Source organism: Chitinimonas sp. BJB300 (genome assembly GCF_002735695.1).
In the GTDB taxonomy this organism is placed as follows: Bacteria; Pseudomonadota; Gammaproteobacteria; order Burkholderiales; family Chitinimonadaceae; genus Chitinimonas.
Genome location: NZ_PDZH01000050.1, coordinates 1 through 16,779, shown reverse-complemented (window position 1 = coordinate 16,779; position 16,779 = coordinate 1). Strand labels below are relative to the sequence as shown.

The following is a 16,779-nucleotide window of genomic DNA, read 5'->3' as shown; positions in this document are numbered from 1 at the left end:
TCGCTGCGAAGGCGCTTTATGCGTTTTTGCCAATACGCTCCCTCAGCTTGTCGTGCCGTTCGGTACACCGCTGTTATTTGCAGCGCCCATATAGCTGCTTATGCCTTCGCTGCGTTTAGGCAGTGCAGGCCGGGCTGCACCTTGTGTCGCCAGCGAGCGCACATCGCCAGACAATTCGCCCCCTTCTTCAACCAGAATCTTGCCATAGCGGACACTGCCGCTGACCCGTCCGGTAGCATGGACAATCAGCTGCTGGCGTACCGTCAACTCACCTTCGAAATGCCCGTGGATTTCAGCAATATCAATGCTTACCTTGCCGGTGAAAGCACCCTTTTCGGTAATCCGTAATACCCGGCTATCCATGGTCGCTTCCACACTTCCTTCAACAACCAAGGTATCGCAATCGAGTATCTCCGCGCCTTTGAGTTTGACATTTGGGCCGACAATCAATTGATTAGCACTCTCACCCGCAACAGCAGATTTGACTGGGGCTTGTACCAGGATCTCGGCATCGGCCGGAACAACAGGTGGCACTTCGCTGATCGCCAGGCCCGAATAGGGGTTACTAAGGCTTGAAGGCCTATTGGCAACAGTCGTGCTGCCGGTTCGGTTATCCCGCTCGGTATTGGTAGCGCTATTGTGGCGTGCAAGGGTACTGGCTTTGCTGAACATGGCGGGTCTCTCAAGCTTGGGGGCGGTAAACAGCCGAGAACAAGCCCGGCAGTGACAAGGGCCCGGCGATCGCCGAATCCAATTCCCTCTATTACAAGAATCATGCCCAGAATTCTTTTCCCATGCTTTCAACAAGATAAGTAGGCATATGCAAAACCCGCGCACCACATACTGAATGGAAACGTCGTTTTATAGCGACGGATAATTCACTTAAGCACAGTAAGTCTTTGATTGAATTTGCATCGGAGGTGTCGCAACAAAACGACGTACAAGCCACCCTTCGCTATATTTCGCTTGCTATCACTTAACGCAAACAGCCCAGATGATGCAAGGTGACGATATGGATGTATGCCTGAGTAGTGCTTTTTAGGCGTCGCTCGTAGTACCGGGCAAAGCAGGGTGGGCCCAGTACCAGGGCCATGCATGCCTCCCACACCATGCCGGTAGAGAAGAAAACAACGGCCGCCAATATGCACACCACCAGCAGGCTGCGGAAGAATTTGGAATCAGCCTCAAGGCGATGTACATCTTCCGCCGCTGCCGGACACTTGGCGATCAACACGGCCCGAGCCCACTGGAAAGTATTCAATGCCGTACGTTCGGCCTCATCCACCATGGTGTCGCGAATACGCGTCGCACACTGATAGGCGCTCTCATTCCCATACGGACTCAGCTGCTCTCGCAGCCGATTGTAGGCACGATCGATATACGAACCGACCAAGAAGATAAGATGGCCGAGAAAATAAGCACTCGTGAGAAATACAGCCCAAGTCCCAGCCTCGGTTGTCGGGCTTGCAACCAACTGCCCAAGAACGAGGTGACCCATGCGTGGTCCGAGAATTGCCGTGGCAATCGCCCCGGGCAGTAGTATTGCAAAGAAATCCACGACCCCGACATAGAAATCACTGGGGTTAGCCATTCACCTCTCCTCGTGTATATATAGCGCCTATTAGCTGCTTTTTATAAGCAGTTCTATAATCAAAAATTTTTACTCAATTAAGGAAATTCAGTCTTACAACTCAATAATTATTAGCCATTACTCCTGACCCACTTTATTCATTTAATTATTTCAAGGCATTACCTAACAACATGTGAACTCAAGCATGATGCACAACATTCTCTCAAAAATTTCTCCTTAATTTTAAGTGGTTTATATATTAAGGAGGCAATTAAACAGGGCGCACAACATCCTGAAATATCATTTAAAATCAGTTGCTCGCAAATATTATCCAGTGCAAGTTTATGATCTGTTTGATTGCCGGATTAATATTTTGAAAAAATCAAACCATCACATTTATTATTCTGGTGTAAAAGGCAATAGAAACGCACAGAACTGAATAATGCTTACCTTTTACTTCAAGTCCAACGCACCAATCACGTATTTGAGTTTCTCCAACTCCGTCGTCTTGGTCAGAAAGTGGCTTGCTCCTGCCGCCATGCAAGCACCGCGATAGGTTTCACCCTCATTGTTGGTCATCACTATGAAGACGACATCAGGCAACTGCGCATGTACCGTTTGAAGTACTGATAGCCCCGTTCCGGAGCGCAAGTGCAGGTCGAGAAAAACACAGTCTGGCTTAGAATTTAAAATGCCGGCTATCGCATCGTCAGCCGTTTCAGCCGTACCAACAATACTCACCGCAGGCAACTGGGCCAGCATCTCCGCCAACACGGCCTGAATAACGCGAGAATCGTCCACGATGAAGATATTGGCAGTACGGGGAGCGGCGGTCATTTCTACTCACGCTTGACACAGCAACGTAGTATTCAACCCATGCCCTGCCCAATAGCACCTTGGCGTGCCGGTACAGGCTTAACTACATAATAGTCTTGGATTACGTTGCTATCCAACCGTTGGTAAGAACCAGTCTAAAGTCTCGCGAGCTAAGGCAAGAACAGCCGAGAAAGCAGCGTTTATAAGCGGTAAATGAGTACGTCAAGGACGTTTTCAACGCCATATTGCCGACGCGCAGCAGACTTTAGACAGGTTCTAAGCGGAACCGCATTCGACACCCAAGCATATCTCTCAACCCAACTGCTAGGCACCTTACATGGAGAAGTCGCAAAAATGCTTACAGAGATTCAAATAACCACCGCGTTTTCATATGGCGCTCAACCCACGTTACCAAAAAGACTGGGGATAATCTGCTTCACAAGGAAAAAAACGGATAAGAATGAAATTGATGGCGCAGGTATCAAATCAAAAATACATACTCAGCATGCATTGCGCAAAACCGGAGGATTGTCAGTCAATTAGAAATGGCAAGCGGCATCCTTCCCGGAGCATTAAGTAATACTCATCCCCGGATGAAAGATGCGCACCCAACGTGGTAAATACAGCCATTCGTAAGTCGTAAACCCGTGCATAACGAAAATCAGGCCAACGTAGCTTTACGCTGCGGCTGGCTTGGAAATGCGTGGCGGAATAACCGAACTACAACCGTAAAGAACTGACGGGCAAAGCTGCCGCTGTTGTAATGCTGACCATAACGCTGACAAATCTCCTTAACTTCCACAGCCATCGCCCCATAACGGCGAGCCGGAATGGTAGGAAACATATGGTGCTCGATCTGGTGGCTCAGATTGCCTGTGAGGATATGCAGCAACTTGCTGCCCGTCAGGTTGGATGAGCCCCGCAGTTGGCGTACATACCAGTCTCCCCGGCTTTCATTGTCAAGCACTGAAGGCGGAAACACTTCGGCATGCTCGGTAAAGTGGCCGCAGAAAATCACCACGAAAGTCCACAAGTTGCGCATCAGGTTAGCCAACAGATTACCCACCAACACACCCAGAAAATTCGGGCCCGCCAACAACGGGAATACAAGGTAGTCCTTCAATAACTGGCGCGATATCTTGCGCCCCACGGGCGGTAGCTTGACCAACAGCTTTTCGATAGGGGCTTTGCGCCGGAAGTAACGGTCGATCTTCAAGTCGAAGATGGCAATAGCGCCTTGGAAAAATACCGCCTGCAAAGTGGCCCATAACGGCTGCAGCAAATAAAACGGCCGCCACCGTTGCTCGGCAAAAACACGTACGGTGCCATAACCAATGTCGTGGTCACGCCCCAGCACATTGGTAAAGGTGTGATGCTGGAAGTTATGGGTATGCCGCCAAGCATCACTAGGGCAGGCATGGTCCCACTCATAGGTCTTGCCATTGAATTCCGGATCGTTCATCCAGTCGTATTGGCCATGCATCACGTTATGGCCCAATTCCATGTTTTCCAGAATCTTGGCCAGGCCCAGCAACAGGGTGCCCAAGATAAATGTGGGGGGGAAGAAGCCGGCAAACAACATCAATCGACCCGCCAGCTCGGCGATACGCACGCTGCTGCGGATACGGCGGATATAACGGGCATCTACCTCGCCAAGATCAGCTTGGTGTCTCTTTTGCAGGGCATCCAGTTCAGCACCAAAAGCTTCTGTTTCAGCTGGGCTTAGCTTGCGATTTAGCACCATGGTCATGGTTCTTACATTCCTTACAAATCAAGCGTCACATCGCCTACAGGCGCAGTGATACACAAACGGATGGACTCATTCGGTTCGGCTGAAAGCAAACCGGTCTGTAAGTCCCGCACCACACCTGCCACCTTTTTGCAGGTACAGGTATTACAGATGCCCATACGGCAACCACTGGCGGGCTCCAGGCCATGGGCCTCAGCCTGGGCCAGCAAGGTATGCGCGCCATCGCCAACCAAAGACTGTTGCGCACGCGCATAGTGCAAAGTCACCGGCTGATCAGCCGTCGCGGCAAACACAGGGGGCGTAAAGGCTTCCATCTGCAAGCCGGCCACACCACCAGCATCAGTCAATACTTGGCGTACCGTATTGGTAAAACCATAACTGCCACAGGCGATGGCCTGCCAGGCTCGCAGATTTTGCAACATGGCAAGTGAAGCCAGATGCGCCGTACAGAAACGTCCGCTAAATGCATTGTCTGTAGCGGACCCAGCCGTCAGCCCAACCTGTAAGCGCCAGCGCGGCATACGGCTGAACAAATCCTTCAACTCAATCAGATAAGCCATGTCGTTGCGTTGGCGTCCGTAATACAACAACACCACCTCGCAACCGGGGTTGTCGAGCTGCAAGCTGCGCAACATGGCTAATATGGGGGTGATGCCGCTGCCTGCCGCCAATAAGAGCAATTTGCTTGTAGGCTTGGGCAAGCCAAAGTCACCCGCAGATTGGCCAATTTCGAGGTAATCCCCAACTTTGAGTTGATCATGCAGCCAGTTCGAAACCAAACCGCCTTCGCTGCACTTTACAGCGATTTCGAGTTCACCCGCACGCCCAGCCGCCGCACAGGGGCTGTAATAGCGGGTATGGCGTACGCCATTGATTTCCACCGAAAGGGGCAGATGCTGACCCGCACGTGCACCTAACCAATGGGCGCTAGGTGCAAGCGTAATGGCAAGGGTGTTCTTACCCTGCTGACGTTTTGCCAGAACACGGGCAAAGACACGTTTGAGCGTAAGCTGAGGATGCAGGTAACCTGCGTAGTAATCAAAAACCGACTCGCGCAAAAAGCCCGCAAGGGGACTGCGTTGTAAGGCTGTGAGTACTGGCAGCGTGAAATTCACCAGTAATGAAGGCAGCAAAGCCAAGACAGGCTCCGTTTTGTGAAGTTTAGTGAACAGTTGTTCACAATGTTGCCGCGCCGACGCATTTCAGTCAACATCTGTTCACTAAACAAATCGAAGCGCCCCGTTCTACTCACGGAAATGGGTCACTTCTGCTACATTGCGGCCCGATTCCAGTACGGGTAATCCTAGTTCAGCCTTACTCTTTGCCAACGGATAAACACGACGCTTTGTTAATGCGCGCAGAAAAGAAACTACAGACCCGCCAAGCCTTGCTTGATGCTGCGCTATTGCTGATGGAAAGCGGGCGTGGTTTCAGCGGCCTGAGCCTGCGCGAAGTCACGCGCGAGGTGGGTATTGTGCCGACTGCGTTTTACCGACACTTCCCTGACATGGAGCGCCTGGGACTCGCCTTGGTTGAAGAGGTCAGCAGTTCGTTCCGTGAAGCGATCCGGCTGGTTCGTAGCAACCAGTTTGAACATCTGGGCGCGATTAGCGCGTCGGTACAAATCTTTGTCGACTATGTTGTGGCACATCGGCAACTGTTTTTGTTTTTGGCACGCGAGCAATACGGTGGTTCAACAGTAATACGGCAGGCCATCAAAGAAATACAACAACGTTTCATTGCCGACCTGGTAGATGACTTGAAACAAATGCCCAAGCAACGGCATTTGAATCTGGATGACTTGGACGTACTGGCAGACCTCATCGTAAAAACCGTGTTCTCCACCTTGCCCGAGTTGATCAACCCGCTCGACCTGGAAAGCCATAGCCAGGAGCTAGCGCAAGACAGACTGGAGTCAAAGCTGCGTTTTATCTTTATGGGCGCGAAGTATTGGCGTGGCGTGCAGTGGGAACCGAACGATTAAGCGCAACGCCCGCTGCCAGGAAGCCTCGCCACTGATCCGCTGACGGCTGAGGCAGCAATCACTCAACGCGTTGGTAAGGGAATACGCTCCACCTCGCCCGGCACCGAGGGGAAGCGGTCTTCCTGCCAGCGCAGCTTCGCAGCTTCTATCCTCTCGGGCGTGCTGGCGACGAAATTCCACCAAAGGTGACGGGGCCCATCCAGCGGCTCACCCCCCAGCACCAGCAGCCGAACATCCTCCAAAGCTTCCACCCATACCAAGCGACCGGGCTGCAACACAGCCAGCTGGCCTGCCTCCACACGCTCTCCATCAATCTCAACCGCACCACGTGCCACATAGACACCCCGCTCGGCATGGTCAGCCGGGATATCAAATCGCGCATGCTGGTCAAGCTCTCCGGCAACATATAGCGTATCGCCATAGGTATGCACGGGCGAAGTGTAACCATAAGCATGACCCAAAATCACGCGCAGGGTCAGGGCTGACTGTTCTATCAGTGGTAGGCTGCTGGCTGGATGGTGCCAGAAGCCGGGTTCAGCATCCTCATGCGCCAAGGGCAAGGCAAACCAGGTTTGAATACCATGTACTTGCTGACCCGTTTGACGCGCACCAGGTGGTGTTCGCTCAGAATGCACCACACCATGACCTGCCGTCATCCAGTTCACATCGCCCGGCCGGATGACCTGCTCATTGCCCAAGCTATCACGGTGCAGAATTTCGCCTTCGTACAAATAAGTTACGGTCGCCAAACCAATATGGGGATGCGGCCGCACGTCAATACCGTTACCCGGTGCAAAACTGGCTGGGCCCATATGATCGAAGAAAATAAATGGTCCTACCGACTGTTTGGGCAAGCCGGGTAAGAGTCTGCGAACAGAAAAGCCGCCCAGGTCACGCTCGTGGGGCTTTAAGAGATGCTGAATGCTGGACATAGGGAAGCCTTGATAAACAAAAGGTGAAAGACACGGACATGATGGGGTTTGGAAATAAGAACCTGTCTAAAGTCTCGCGAGCTAAGGCAAGATAAGGCGAAAACAGCTGAGGAAGCGGAGTTTACAAGTGGTAAATGAGCATTCCGAGGGTGTTTTCAACGCCATATTGCCGACACGCAGCAGACTTTAGACAGATTCTAAGGCGCCGACACAACCATAAGACGCCATGTAAGCTACATGGCGCCCTATGCCGGCTTATTGATTCAGGCGAATCTGGTAATCAAGCACATTGCCCCAGATAGGCCGATAGTTGCAGTCCGTTGGCTGCAACTGCCAGGACAGAATAGAGCGCGCCTGCCGTGTAAGACCGGACATCGGTTGCACTAGGTTGATATTGTTGTTGGCGGCCGCAACAACAGCAAACTGCCAAGGCCGGATAGCACCCAGGGCTTCATTGGCCAGGTGTACGCTATCGACCCCCACCGGCACAAAAGTGCTGCCATTGCTGACACAGTTAAGTACATATTCACGACTGCCCGGTAGCGGCGCACCGCCAAAACCGCCGGGCTGCTTGATGCTGACCGGGCAGGCGAACAAGCGTCTTTGCGGGTCATAGCCACAACAAGTCATCTGCTCGAACCAGGTACTGCCTTGATACGAGGTCTTGCCGCAAAAGGCGGCGTCGGGTGCCACGCTACCATCAGCCACCGCACAGTATTGATATTGCGAATAGACCGACTTCTCAAAACGCAAACGTTCGTCCTCATTCATTTTTTCCCAGCCGGCCTGGCTGAATTGGTTGACGATCGAGCCTTTGATCTCCGCGCTACATACCGGTATAGGTGCAGCATAGGCCGCGCCGAACAACAAACCCGTACCCAACAACATGGCTAATCTTGTCTGTAAACACATGATGGTTTCCTCCTACAAAACGAATGTAGAACCACCGTAGAGAGCGGGAATCATGATCTGGTAGTCAGCAGCGCAGTGTGGGTTTGGCCCTCAGAACCTATTCAATGTCTGCGGTGCACCCGCAAGACTTTGCACAGGTGCGTGCGCAGGCCCACCCATCAATTAAAGCCAGCACCATGTCAACGTTGTACCACGCGGATTTCGATATTCAACCCGCCCCCCTCCGTGGCCGACCGATGCACGAAAAACTGTGCGAAGCACGCTTCAGATGGGAGCCTATCCACGGTTGGCGAATAAGGCGGGGCAACTACGTGCCTTACGTGTCCATCAAAGGCTTAGGCAGCCAAACACTCGCTGGTTCAGAGAAGCGCGTCCCATAAAACTACGCCTGTTGATGGCGGTTGACGTAAGTGCTTGATAAGCGGAAACGGCCACCCGCGCCTGCCGGCCATGCTTGCAGCTGCCGGTGGTAAGGGTGGGTGCCATCTATCCCGCCCCTTACCCCCCTTCCTATTCAGCTATCTGGCTAGATTCGACCGGCGTTGAAATCCTCTACCGCCCGCATGACTTCTTCCCGTGTGTTCATGACAAATGGCCCCCACTGGGCAATCGACTCACGCAAGGGCTTACCCGCAATCAGAAGCAGCTTGGCAGCGCTGCTCCCCGCCGAAATGCGAACCCGATCGCTTTGTGGATGATTCGCCAAGATACCCATCTGCTTTGTATTCACTAACTTCTGATTGCCGCCAACCAAAGCACTGCCTTCGTAGACATAGACAAAGCCATTAAATTCACTGGGCAGCGCTTGCTCGAACACCGCACCCGCAGGTAGGTGCAGGTCAAGATAAAGCGGCTCGGTATCCGGCTTTTGCACGGCACCCTTTACGCCATCGGTCTCTCCCGCAATGACCCTCACCGAGACCCCTGCATCGGTACGGAGGCTGGGGATCTCCAACGCAGGAATATCGCGGTAGCTGGGTGTAATCATCTTGTTTTTGCCCGGCAGATTGACCCATAACTGAAACCCCTGCATCAGTCCTTCTTCTTGCTCAGGGAGTTCGCTATGCACCAACCCGCTGCCCGTGGTCATCCACTGCACTCCGCCCGGCCCAAGCAAACCTTCGTTACCAGCGTTGTCACGATGGCGCATACGCCCGGCCAGCATATAGGTCACAGTTTCGAAGCCACGGTGGGGGTGATCAGGAAATCCTGCCAGGTAGTCATCCGGATTTTCTGAATGAAAATAATCCAACATCAGAAACGGGTCCAGCCGCTGCTGCAAGTCCTGCGTCAACACGCGCAAGAGTTTGACCCCAGCACCATCAGAAGTTGGCATACCATTTACCAGACGCTCGATTTCACGCGGTGTTCCTTGCCGTTGCGACATGATATTTCCTTCCCTGTTCTGTGGGTCTAAGCCCTAACCAGACAGTATTCTGATCGTGTAAACACAGCAGAGATAGCGAAACATTCCACCAGAAAGAATCAGTTTTATTGAACATATTAATAGGCGGAATGACCGGCAAATCGTCCTTGCAACAGCTTCCAAGGTCTGCCCGGGCTGGCATGTTAGAATCCCGCCCTAATCATGAATCTGCTCACTCTCGATACCTCCACCGAATACCTCTCACTGGCCCTACAATACAAAGGCGAAACCTTGTTGCGCGATTGGCATGCACAGCAAAAACATGCCGAAATGACCTTACCGCAAATCCAGCAGCTACTGGCCGATGCCGGTGCGAGTCTGCAAGATTTGGACGGTATCGCGCTTTCGATAGGTCCGGGCTCTTTCACCGGCTTGCGCATTGGCTGCGGTATTGTGCAGGGCTTGGCGTTTGGCCTGGATATCCCAACCCTGGGCGTCAATACCCTGGCCGCGCTGGCTGCCGATAGTGAAGCCGACCATGTACTGAGCGTGCTGGATGCCCGTATGGGTGAGTTATATCTTGCTGGATACCAGCGCAATAACGGTGAATGGCAGGAAGTACTGGCCACCCGCGTATGCGGGCCGCAAGCCCTCCCAGACTTACCCGATACGGGCTGGCAGGGCCTGGGTAGTGGTTTTGCGGTGCAAGGGGAAGCACTTCAAGCACGATATGGCAGCCAATTGCAGGCCGTGGACGCGAACCGTTTTCCGCACGCCAGTGGTGTGCTCAAGCTGGCACAAGCCAAGTTTGAAGCCGGTCTAGCCGTGCCGGCGCATTTGCTTGAACTATTGTATATCCGTGACAAAGTGGCGCTTAAAACCAATGAGCGCACCAAAGCTTGAATACTGCACTAGCCCGGGATATCAGGAATTTCCTCGACATCAAACGAGTCAACGGCGTCTGCGATATTCAGATCGATCCGACTGCGGCGCTTGTAACAGTAGAACTCACGTACTGCTTCAAAACGCGAATATCCGAGCGACTCAAAAGTAGGTTCCAACTTTGCCATAACCGCCCGCGCCAGTTTGATGGCTGCTTGCTTATTAGGTGCAATGAATTCGCGCCCATCAAGCTCGAAACCAGCATCCAACATCGCGCGTTCTATAATCAGCCAGAACATTCGACATGTATCGTAAGGCAAGCCCAAGTAGTCGAGATTGACCACAAAGGCGATATCGGCGGATTGGCTAGTCATGAGATTGGCATTGTGTTGATTGATCTTGCGTAAAATCATCCTTTTCATAGTAGCTGCCATGCAAAAATTTGCTGGCAAGCCATCGTAATTTCCGACGCCTATCTTGTGACTGACTCCCTTAGCATTACCTTTCGCCCCTTTGAGGAAACCGACCTGCCTGCCATGGCCGACATTGAAGCCGACCTCCAGGCTTTTCCCTGGACCGCGCTCCAGTTCATCCAGTCTTTCAGCGAAGGCCACCGTGGGCTGGTCGCCATGGCACAAGGGGAACTGATCGGCTTTGCCGTGACCCAAATGGTATTGGATGAACTATCGCTGCTGACCCTGGGTGTACGGCGAGACTGGCAACGGCGCGGTATTGCCCGCCAGCTGGTACAAGCCCTAACCGAGCAGGCATCTGAACAAGGCGCGGCCGTATTGATGCTGGAAGTCCGTAAGAGCAACGCACCAGCCCGCTCACTCTATCGCCGGCTTGGCTTTGTCGAGACGGGAGTACGCAAGGGCTATTACCGTGCTGAAGAAGGCCGCGAAGATGCAATCCTGATGGCCCTGACGCTGGACGAGGGTGGACGATGACTGATCAATACGTTGAACTGGTAATGGAAGAACTGGGGCTGATGCCCCTCTGGGTGCGTCCTGAACTGGTGGTGACAACGCCCACCAAGTCCGCTGCCACCTCGATAGAACCAGCAGTACCCATTGCTGCGCCAATCGTTGTCGCTGCGCCCGTCCCAGTGATACTGGAAACGCCCCCTCGACCCAGCAGCCCTCCCCCGCCAGCCAGACACATCCCTGCGTCAATAGCGCCACCACCGGTTGCTGTACCTCAATTACTGGAGCGCGACGAACGCGCCCAAAGAATCTCGGCACTGGACTGGGAGGCTCTGCAAGCTGAAACGACCACCTGTACCGCCTGTGGCTTATGCAAGTCACGCAACAAGGTGGTATTCGGCACAGGCCAGCCAAAAACCGACTGGCTGGTGATCGGTGAAGCGCCCGGTGCGGAAGAAGATAGGCAGGGTAAGCCTTTCGTAGGTCAAGCCGGTAAGCTGCTCGACAATATGCTGACTGCCGTCGGCCGCTCGCGGCAAGAGAACGTCTATATCCTGAATACGCTCAAGTGCCGCCCCCCGCAAAACCGCAATCCACAGCCCGATGAAATGGCACTTTGTGCACCGATCTTGCATCGGCAAATCGAGCTGATTCAACCCAAAGTCATTTTTGCGGTTGGCCGCTTTGCAGTACAGGCCCTGCTGGGACGTGAAGCCACTATCGCCAGCCTGCGCGGCAAGCTGCACGACTATCGAGGCATTCCGGTTGTTGTCAGCTATCACCCGGCTTATCTGCTCCGTAACCTGCCCGACAAGATCAAAGCCTGGCATGACTTGCTGCTAGCCAATAAGGTATTGGCCGACCACAGCCCGAAATAGCAACTGCGATGTTCCCAACGCCACTCGCAACGCTGGAAGCGAGCTCACTCTATGAGCCTGTTTTACGATCTGTAGTGAGCGACCGTCAGCAGGGTGAAGCGCAAGAACCGGAATGTACTTTTGTATGCAGCACAAGAGCCAAGGTCACGGCTGCGCAGTAAGATTGTAAATAGGTTCTAAATAGCACTTGGCTGCAGAGAAGTGACAGGTGAGAATACGAACGTTCTCCAAACTCTCCGCATGCCCATGGCTACCCATGACGGGACCTCCCGTAAAATCATCCATATCGATTGCGACTGCTTCTATGCATCAGTTGAGATGCGCGACGATCCTAGTCTGGGCGATAGACCCGTCGCGGTGGGGGGCAGGCCCGAATCGCGTGGTGTAATTGCAACCTGCAACTATCCGGCACGTAGCTTCGGAGTTCGATCCGCCATGGCTTTCAGCCAAGCGCTGCAGCGCTGTCCACAGCTGGTGCTGTTACCACCACGGTTTGAAGCCTACCGCGCTGCATCGAAACAGATACGCGCGATTTACGCCGACTATACCGACCTGATCGAACCCCTTTCGCTTGATGAAGCCTATCTGGACGTCAGCAACTCGCCGCTACACCAAGGCAGCGCCAGCCGTATTGCCATCGACATCCGCGACCGTATCCGCGCTGAAGTCGGCATCACCGCCTCCGTGGGCATTGCCGCCAATAAGTTCATCGCCTTCTGAGGAGTGGCACTATTTCTTACCAATGCCTCATCAAATGATCAATCTAAAATACGAAACTTGCGCATATAGTGTTTCGATAAATGTTAGCTTTTTAGAAATTTCCCGCTAGATAAGCACAGTATCTATGCTCGTTAACACGCAGATAGCACATAGATGACGAAAGCCAAAGACGTAGCTCAAGTAACCCTTCGACGCGTAGCTCATTTAGATATGGATGCGTTTTACGCATCTGTTGAACTACTGCGTTATCCTCAGTTACGTGGCTTACCCGTAGTAATTGGCGGACAGTCAACCACTCATCCAGAGCAGGATAAAGCGGGTAACCTAATCTATTCGAAACTTAAGCATTACGTGGGGCGAGGTGTAGTGACAACTTCAACCTATGAAGCCAGAGCCCTAGGTGTTGTCTCCGCAATGGGAATGATGAGGGCTGCAAAATTAGCACCCGATGCGATTATTCTACCGGCAGACTTTGATTCTTACCGGCATTACTCGACATTATTCAAACAAGCCGTAAAGACCGTTACACCAGAAATAGAAAATCGCAGCATTGATGAAGTATATATAGACCTTAGCTCCAACCTTGACGAATCTCATTTAATTGCAAAGAGACTCAAAGAAACAATTTTTAATGCAACGGGGCTAACCTGCTCCGTAGGAATAGCGCCGAACAAACTACTGGCAAAGCTTTGCTCGGAGCTAGACAAGCCAGATGGAATCACTGTAATAACAGATTCAGACATAAAAAACAGAATCTGGCCATTAGGCGTGGGGAAAATAAATGGCATCGGCCCCAAAGCAGTGGAGAAACTTAACTCTCTCGGAATTGTAACTATCGGGGATTTAGCATGTTTTGGCCTGTTCACCCTCCAAAATAGGTTTGGTCGAGTCTACGGCTTATGGTTACATCAGTCTGCAAACGGCTGGGATGATCGCCCAGTCGTTATACACAGTGAGCCAAAATTAATTAGCCGAGAAGCCACATTTGAATATGACCTTGACGTTAAGATAGATCGCGTAAAACTGACAGAGTTTTTTTATCGGCTCTGTGAGCAACTCTCAGAAGATCTCAAGCATAAGGGCTATGTGTGTTATACCATCGGGATAAAAATAAGGTTTACTGATTTCCATACTGTAACTAGGGATATAACATTATCCCAGCCAATCAGCGATTCGAAAGCGATAATTCAAGCAGCAAGAGTATGTCTGCGCAGGGTATTTTTTAATAATAGAATTAGACTACTCGGAATAAAAGCCACTGGATTATTACAAATAGATAGCGTTACAAGAATTCAACAAGGCGTCTTATTTGACTAGTTAGTCGAGTGGCCCGAGGGAGACCCCACCTAAAGGCCCTCATGCAACCGGACGTGATCTCTCGACTCTTCCCGCTCTTATCGTCCAGTCATCCTGACACGGGTAATCAACCAGTGCGCAAATACCAAGGCCACTCGCAACCATACACTTCGCTTTTGAGGCACTCCTACCCAGGCAAACGGCGGCCGGACTTAATTGCTACCGGCCGCACGCAACATCAGCCCAAACCAGAGTGGGCTTGGGAAACTAGGAGCCACTAGTTATTTGTGTTCTTATAGACGATTCGGTCCGCTTTGCCGTCATGATTCACATCTCCCAAGAGCGGTAAGTAGCCTGGTCCACCCCACTTTTGGCCATTCCAACTACACGCGCCACCATCAGTCAGCATGCAGCTCCATTCGCCATCGGACGGACGATAGAGTACACGGTCTGATTTGCCATCACCGTTGACGTCGGCAAGCATTGCCATGTAGCCCGGCCCGCCCCAATACTGGCCGTCCCAACTGCATATAGCGCTGCTGTTTACCTTACACCCCCACCATCCCGTGGAACCCCAATACAATACACGGTCCGCTATATGATCACCGTTTACGTCGCCCAGTAATGGGATATATTCGACTCCACCCCATTTCTGGCTGTCCCAGTTGCACGACGCCCCATCGCGAAGTCGGCATCCCCATGTACCATCGGTGGCACGATATAAGACCCGGTCTGAGATACTATCCCCGTCCACATCCGCCACAAATGGACGAAACTCAATACCGCCCCACTTCATTGCATCCCATTCGCATGCGTTACCATCTGTGATGCGGCAGCCCCAATCGCCATCGGCTGCTCTGTATACGACCCGATCGAGTTTCCTGTCGCTATTTAAGTAACCAACCAAAGGTTGGTATGATGCACTTCCCCATTTGGTTTCATCCCAACTGCATTTCCCCCCATCCGTGATCCAACACCCCCAGTCTCCGTCAAAAGGACGATACAAAACGCGGTCCGCGTTCCCATCTGCGTTCACATCACCTGTCAACGGAATGTAATTGGCGTCACCCCATACCGCCGCATCCCAGCTACATTTCCCCCCATCAGTGATCCAGCAACCCCAATTACCAGCTGGTGTCAATAGTGCGTTAGCAGCTTGACGGCCAGTTCGATCTATTGCTGTGCTCACGTTGTCGGCGTAAACCAATGCTGACGAAATCAAGCCGATGGTGATTGCTAGATGCCTTGGAAACCGTTTGAACATTTCTCGTACCCCCTTTTCATTAGCATTGTGAAGTTGAGTGAATCAAACAAATCAGACTTTTCTTGTAGCTACACGTGTAATTGGCTTGAAAAATGCTCATTCTTTTCTATTAGGCTGTCTGAGTGGCTTAGGCCACGCGGGAGGACTCCATCAAATTTATTTAACATGGAGCATGTCAGATAGTGCCTGCTGAAAGTCACAACGCAAGTAGATTAAGCGTGATAGCTGCGGATAGGCCAAGGTGCTGTGGATCCTTTTAGTACTTCTTTGTTGGTAGTGGCACCTCCAATGTGTTTTTTTCTACCGCTAATAGACTCTAATAGGTGTGCCCAAGAGAAACTCTAGACGACGGCCGATTATAAAACAAAATAAAAACGCCAAGAAGTAACTACTCTTAGCGTTTTGTCTCTCAACTTATTACTTTACCTGTGTTACATAACGATGAATTCATAATAGATTCTTTGACATCGTTCTACCGTGCCAAATGATCCACTGCTTATGTTTTCTTCATACTGACTCATGAACTAAATTACCTTGAATTTCATAGGTACACCTAATTGGTAAATTTTAGCCAACAGAAGGCTGCAGTGAGCAAGAGAAAAACACAAAACTACACATCGATATACCTGAGCAGAAGCAATTAAGTTGGTGCTTGACGGAAGTTGAACCACAATGCTTCAGGATTGATCCGTTCCTGCACACTGTGGGACTAAACAGATATTAACTGCCGTGATAGTTCACTCCGCCGCGAAGGACAAAATTGAACCTGACGGTAGTTTCTTCAATTGGTAATTGTTTCCAGTAGTGAATTTCCAGCTAGGTATGGTGTGACGAACTGATTTGGCAGCCTTCGCGTTTACGGCAGGACTGAAGTTGAGAAACAGATTACCTCAACGGTTTTTCGCTTCCCGAAGTTGGAAGCTACCCCACAATAATCGAATTTAACCATCGGATCGTTTCGCCCTCTCTTCCCATCCTTACAGTAGGGCACCTCGAAAAACCTCTCATCCATGGCATGATTCTGACATCCGAAAGTCAGCCCCCCCCCATCATGATCAAATCCAGTCTGTTTGCCAGTGAAGAACGTGAAGCAAAGCTTGATCAGCTGGGCGATGCGCTGAAGGTCCTGGGGACCCATGTCGATTTTGCCGCACTGGCGGCAGACATTGACCGAGCAGCGCCCGCGGCGGCCGGCCGCCGTTTCCAACGGAATTAATGGTTCGGGTGCTGCTGGTTCAGCAATTGTTCAATCTCAGCGATGAGCAGATGGAATGCCAGTTGCTCGATCGCCTGAGTTTCCAGCGCTTTGTCGGTCTAAGCAGTAGCAGTCAATTAGCTTGAAGGCGGCCAATCGGCAGTTAGCCAAACATGGCTATATTGCACGCGGTGGTCAGATGGTGGATGCCAGCATCGTGCAAGTCCCGAAGCAGTCGGTGAGTCGGGAAGAGAAAGCCATGATTCAAGAACGCGCCATGCCTGCTAA

At 51.9% G+C, this 16,779-nt stretch carries 18 protein-coding genes; 8 read left to right on the top strand and 10 right to left on the bottom strand.

Annotated features, from left to right (window positions below):
• Nucleotides 1–42: 42 nt before the first annotated feature.
• The 5 genes from CSQ89_RS10405 to CSQ89_RS10385 form a co-directional block, all read right to left on the bottom strand.
• Complete coding sequence (locus CSQ89_RS10405; RefSeq protein ID WP_199065403.1) at nucleotides 43–672, bottom strand: bactofilin family protein; 630 nt, start codon at nucleotides 670–672, stop codon at nucleotides 43–45.
• Nucleotides 673–976: 304 nt separating this feature from the next.
• Nucleotides 977–1,591 carry a hypothetical protein gene (locus CSQ89_RS10400; RefSeq protein ID WP_099406093.1) on the bottom strand — a complete coding sequence of 205 codons (615 nt, stop codon included), beginning with the start codon at nucleotides 1,589–1,591 and terminating at the stop codon, nucleotides 977–979.
• A 432-nt stretch (nucleotides 1,592–2,023) separates the two neighbouring features.
• The gene (locus CSQ89_RS10395) at nucleotides 2,024–2,407 is read right to left on the bottom strand and encodes a response regulator (protein WP_099406092.1); all 384 of its coding nucleotides are present in this window, start codon (nucleotides 2,405–2,407) and stop codon (nucleotides 2,024–2,026) included.
• Between the two features lie 640 nt (nucleotides 2,408–3,047).
• The gene (locus CSQ89_RS10390) at nucleotides 3,048–4,136 is read right to left on the bottom strand and encodes a fatty acid desaturase family protein (protein ID WP_099406091.1); all 1,089 of its coding nucleotides are present in this window, start codon (nucleotides 4,134–4,136) and stop codon (nucleotides 3,048–3,050) included.
• A 14-nt stretch (nucleotides 4,137–4,150) separates the two neighbouring features.
• Complete coding sequence (locus tag CSQ89_RS10385) at nucleotides 4,151–5,275, bottom strand: flavin reductase family protein (RefSeq protein WP_099406090.1); 1,125 nt, start codon at nucleotides 5,273–5,275, stop codon at nucleotides 4,151–4,153.
• 212 nt (nucleotides 5,276–5,487) lie between these two features.
• On the opposite strand from CSQ89_RS10385, the gene CSQ89_RS10380 reads away from it, so the two are divergent.
• On the top strand, nucleotides 5,488–6,120 hold the full coding sequence (locus CSQ89_RS10380) for a TetR family transcriptional regulator (RefSeq protein WP_199065400.1): 633 nt from the start codon (nucleotides 5,488–5,490) through the stop codon (nucleotides 6,118–6,120).
• 62 nt (nucleotides 6,121–6,182) lie between these two features.
• Here the strand turns inward: CSQ89_RS10380 and CSQ89_RS10375 are convergent, their stop codons facing one another.
• The 3 genes from CSQ89_RS10375 to CSQ89_RS10365 form a co-directional block, all read right to left on the bottom strand.
• Complete coding sequence (locus tag CSQ89_RS10375; protein WP_099406088.1) at nucleotides 6,183–7,052, bottom strand: pirin family protein; 870 nt, start codon at nucleotides 7,050–7,052, stop codon at nucleotides 6,183–6,185.
• Between the two features lie 255 nt (nucleotides 7,053–7,307).
• Nucleotides 7,308–7,964, bottom strand: coding sequence for a hypothetical protein (locus CSQ89_RS10370; RefSeq protein ID WP_139023102.1), 657 nt, complete (start codon nucleotides 7,962–7,964; stop codon nucleotides 7,308–7,310).
• A 526-nt stretch (nucleotides 7,965–8,490) separates the two neighbouring features.
• Nucleotides 8,491–9,351 carry a pirin family protein gene (locus tag CSQ89_RS10365; RefSeq protein WP_099406086.1) on the bottom strand — a complete coding sequence of 287 codons (861 nt, stop codon included), beginning with the start codon at nucleotides 9,349–9,351 and terminating at the stop codon, nucleotides 8,491–8,493.
• Nucleotides 9,352–9,552: 201 nt separating this feature from the next.
• Here CSQ89_RS10365 and tsaB point away from each other — a divergent pair, with 201 nt between their 5' ends.
• Nucleotides 9,553–10,233 carry a tRNA (adenosine(37)-N6)-threonylcarbamoyltransferase complex dimerization subunit type 1 TsaB gene (gene tsaB / locus CSQ89_RS10360; RefSeq protein WP_099406085.1) on the top strand — a complete coding sequence of 227 codons (681 nt, stop codon included), beginning with the start codon at nucleotides 9,553–9,555 and terminating at the stop codon, nucleotides 10,231–10,233.
• Between the two features lie 8 nt (nucleotides 10,234–10,241).
• Here tsaB and CSQ89_RS10355 read toward each other — a convergent pair whose 3' ends face one another.
• The gene (locus tag CSQ89_RS10355; RefSeq protein ID WP_139023101.1) at nucleotides 10,242–10,634 is read right to left on the bottom strand and encodes a hypothetical protein; all 393 of its coding nucleotides are present in this window, start codon (nucleotides 10,632–10,634) and stop codon (nucleotides 10,242–10,244) included.
• Between the two features lie 57 nt (nucleotides 10,635–10,691).
• Between CSQ89_RS10355 and rimI the strand changes: the two genes are divergently transcribed.
• From rimI to dinB (CSQ89_RS10335), 4 genes are all read left to right on the top strand, one after another.
• Entirely contained in the window at nucleotides 10,692–11,162 is a 471-nt protein-coding gene (gene rimI, locus CSQ89_RS10350) for a ribosomal protein S18-alanine N-acetyltransferase (RefSeq protein ID WP_099406083.1), read from the top strand.
• The gene (locus CSQ89_RS10345; protein ID WP_099406082.1) at nucleotides 11,159–12,016 is read left to right on the top strand and encodes a uracil-DNA glycosylase; all 858 of its coding nucleotides are present in this window, start codon (nucleotides 11,159–11,161) and stop codon (nucleotides 12,014–12,016) included. The genes rimI and CSQ89_RS10345 overlap by 4 nt, the downstream gene beginning before the upstream one ends.
• Before the next feature lie 240 nt (nucleotides 12,017–12,256).
• Nucleotides 12,257–12,736 carry a DNA polymerase IV gene (dinB, locus tag CSQ89_RS10340; protein WP_374701330.1) on the top strand — a complete coding sequence of 160 codons (480 nt, stop codon included), beginning with the start codon at nucleotides 12,257–12,259 and terminating at the stop codon, nucleotides 12,734–12,736.
• Between the two features lie 153 nt (nucleotides 12,737–12,889).
• A complete protein-coding gene (dinB, locus tag CSQ89_RS10335) occupies nucleotides 12,890–14,053 on the top strand; it encodes a DNA polymerase IV (protein WP_099406081.1) in 1,164 nt (387 codons plus the stop codon).
• Nucleotides 14,054–14,309: 256 nt separating this feature from the next.
• Here dinB (CSQ89_RS10335) and CSQ89_RS10330 read toward each other — a convergent pair whose 3' ends face one another.
• Nucleotides 14,310–15,296 (bottom strand): hypothetical protein, encoded by a 987-nt coding sequence (locus CSQ89_RS10330; protein ID WP_099406080.1) that lies wholly within the window; start codon nucleotides 15,294–15,296, stop codon nucleotides 14,310–14,312.
• Nucleotides 15,297–16,347: 1,051 nt separating this feature from the next.
• On the opposite strand from CSQ89_RS10330, the gene CSQ89_RS22895 reads away from it, so the two are divergent.
• Both CSQ89_RS22895 and CSQ89_RS23685 read left to right on the top strand, forming a co-directional pair.
• Nucleotides 16,348–16,512: a hypothetical protein gene (locus tag CSQ89_RS22895; protein ID WP_186293383.1), complete on the top strand. Its 165-nt coding sequence runs from the start codon at nucleotides 16,348–16,350 to the stop codon at nucleotides 16,510–16,512.
• Entirely contained in the window at nucleotides 16,512–16,637 is a 126-nt protein-coding gene (locus tag CSQ89_RS23685) for a transposase (RefSeq protein ID WP_199065398.1), read from the top strand. The genes CSQ89_RS22895 and CSQ89_RS23685 overlap by 1 nt, the downstream gene beginning before the upstream one ends.
• The last annotated feature ends 142 nt before the right edge of the window (nucleotides 16,638–16,779 follow it).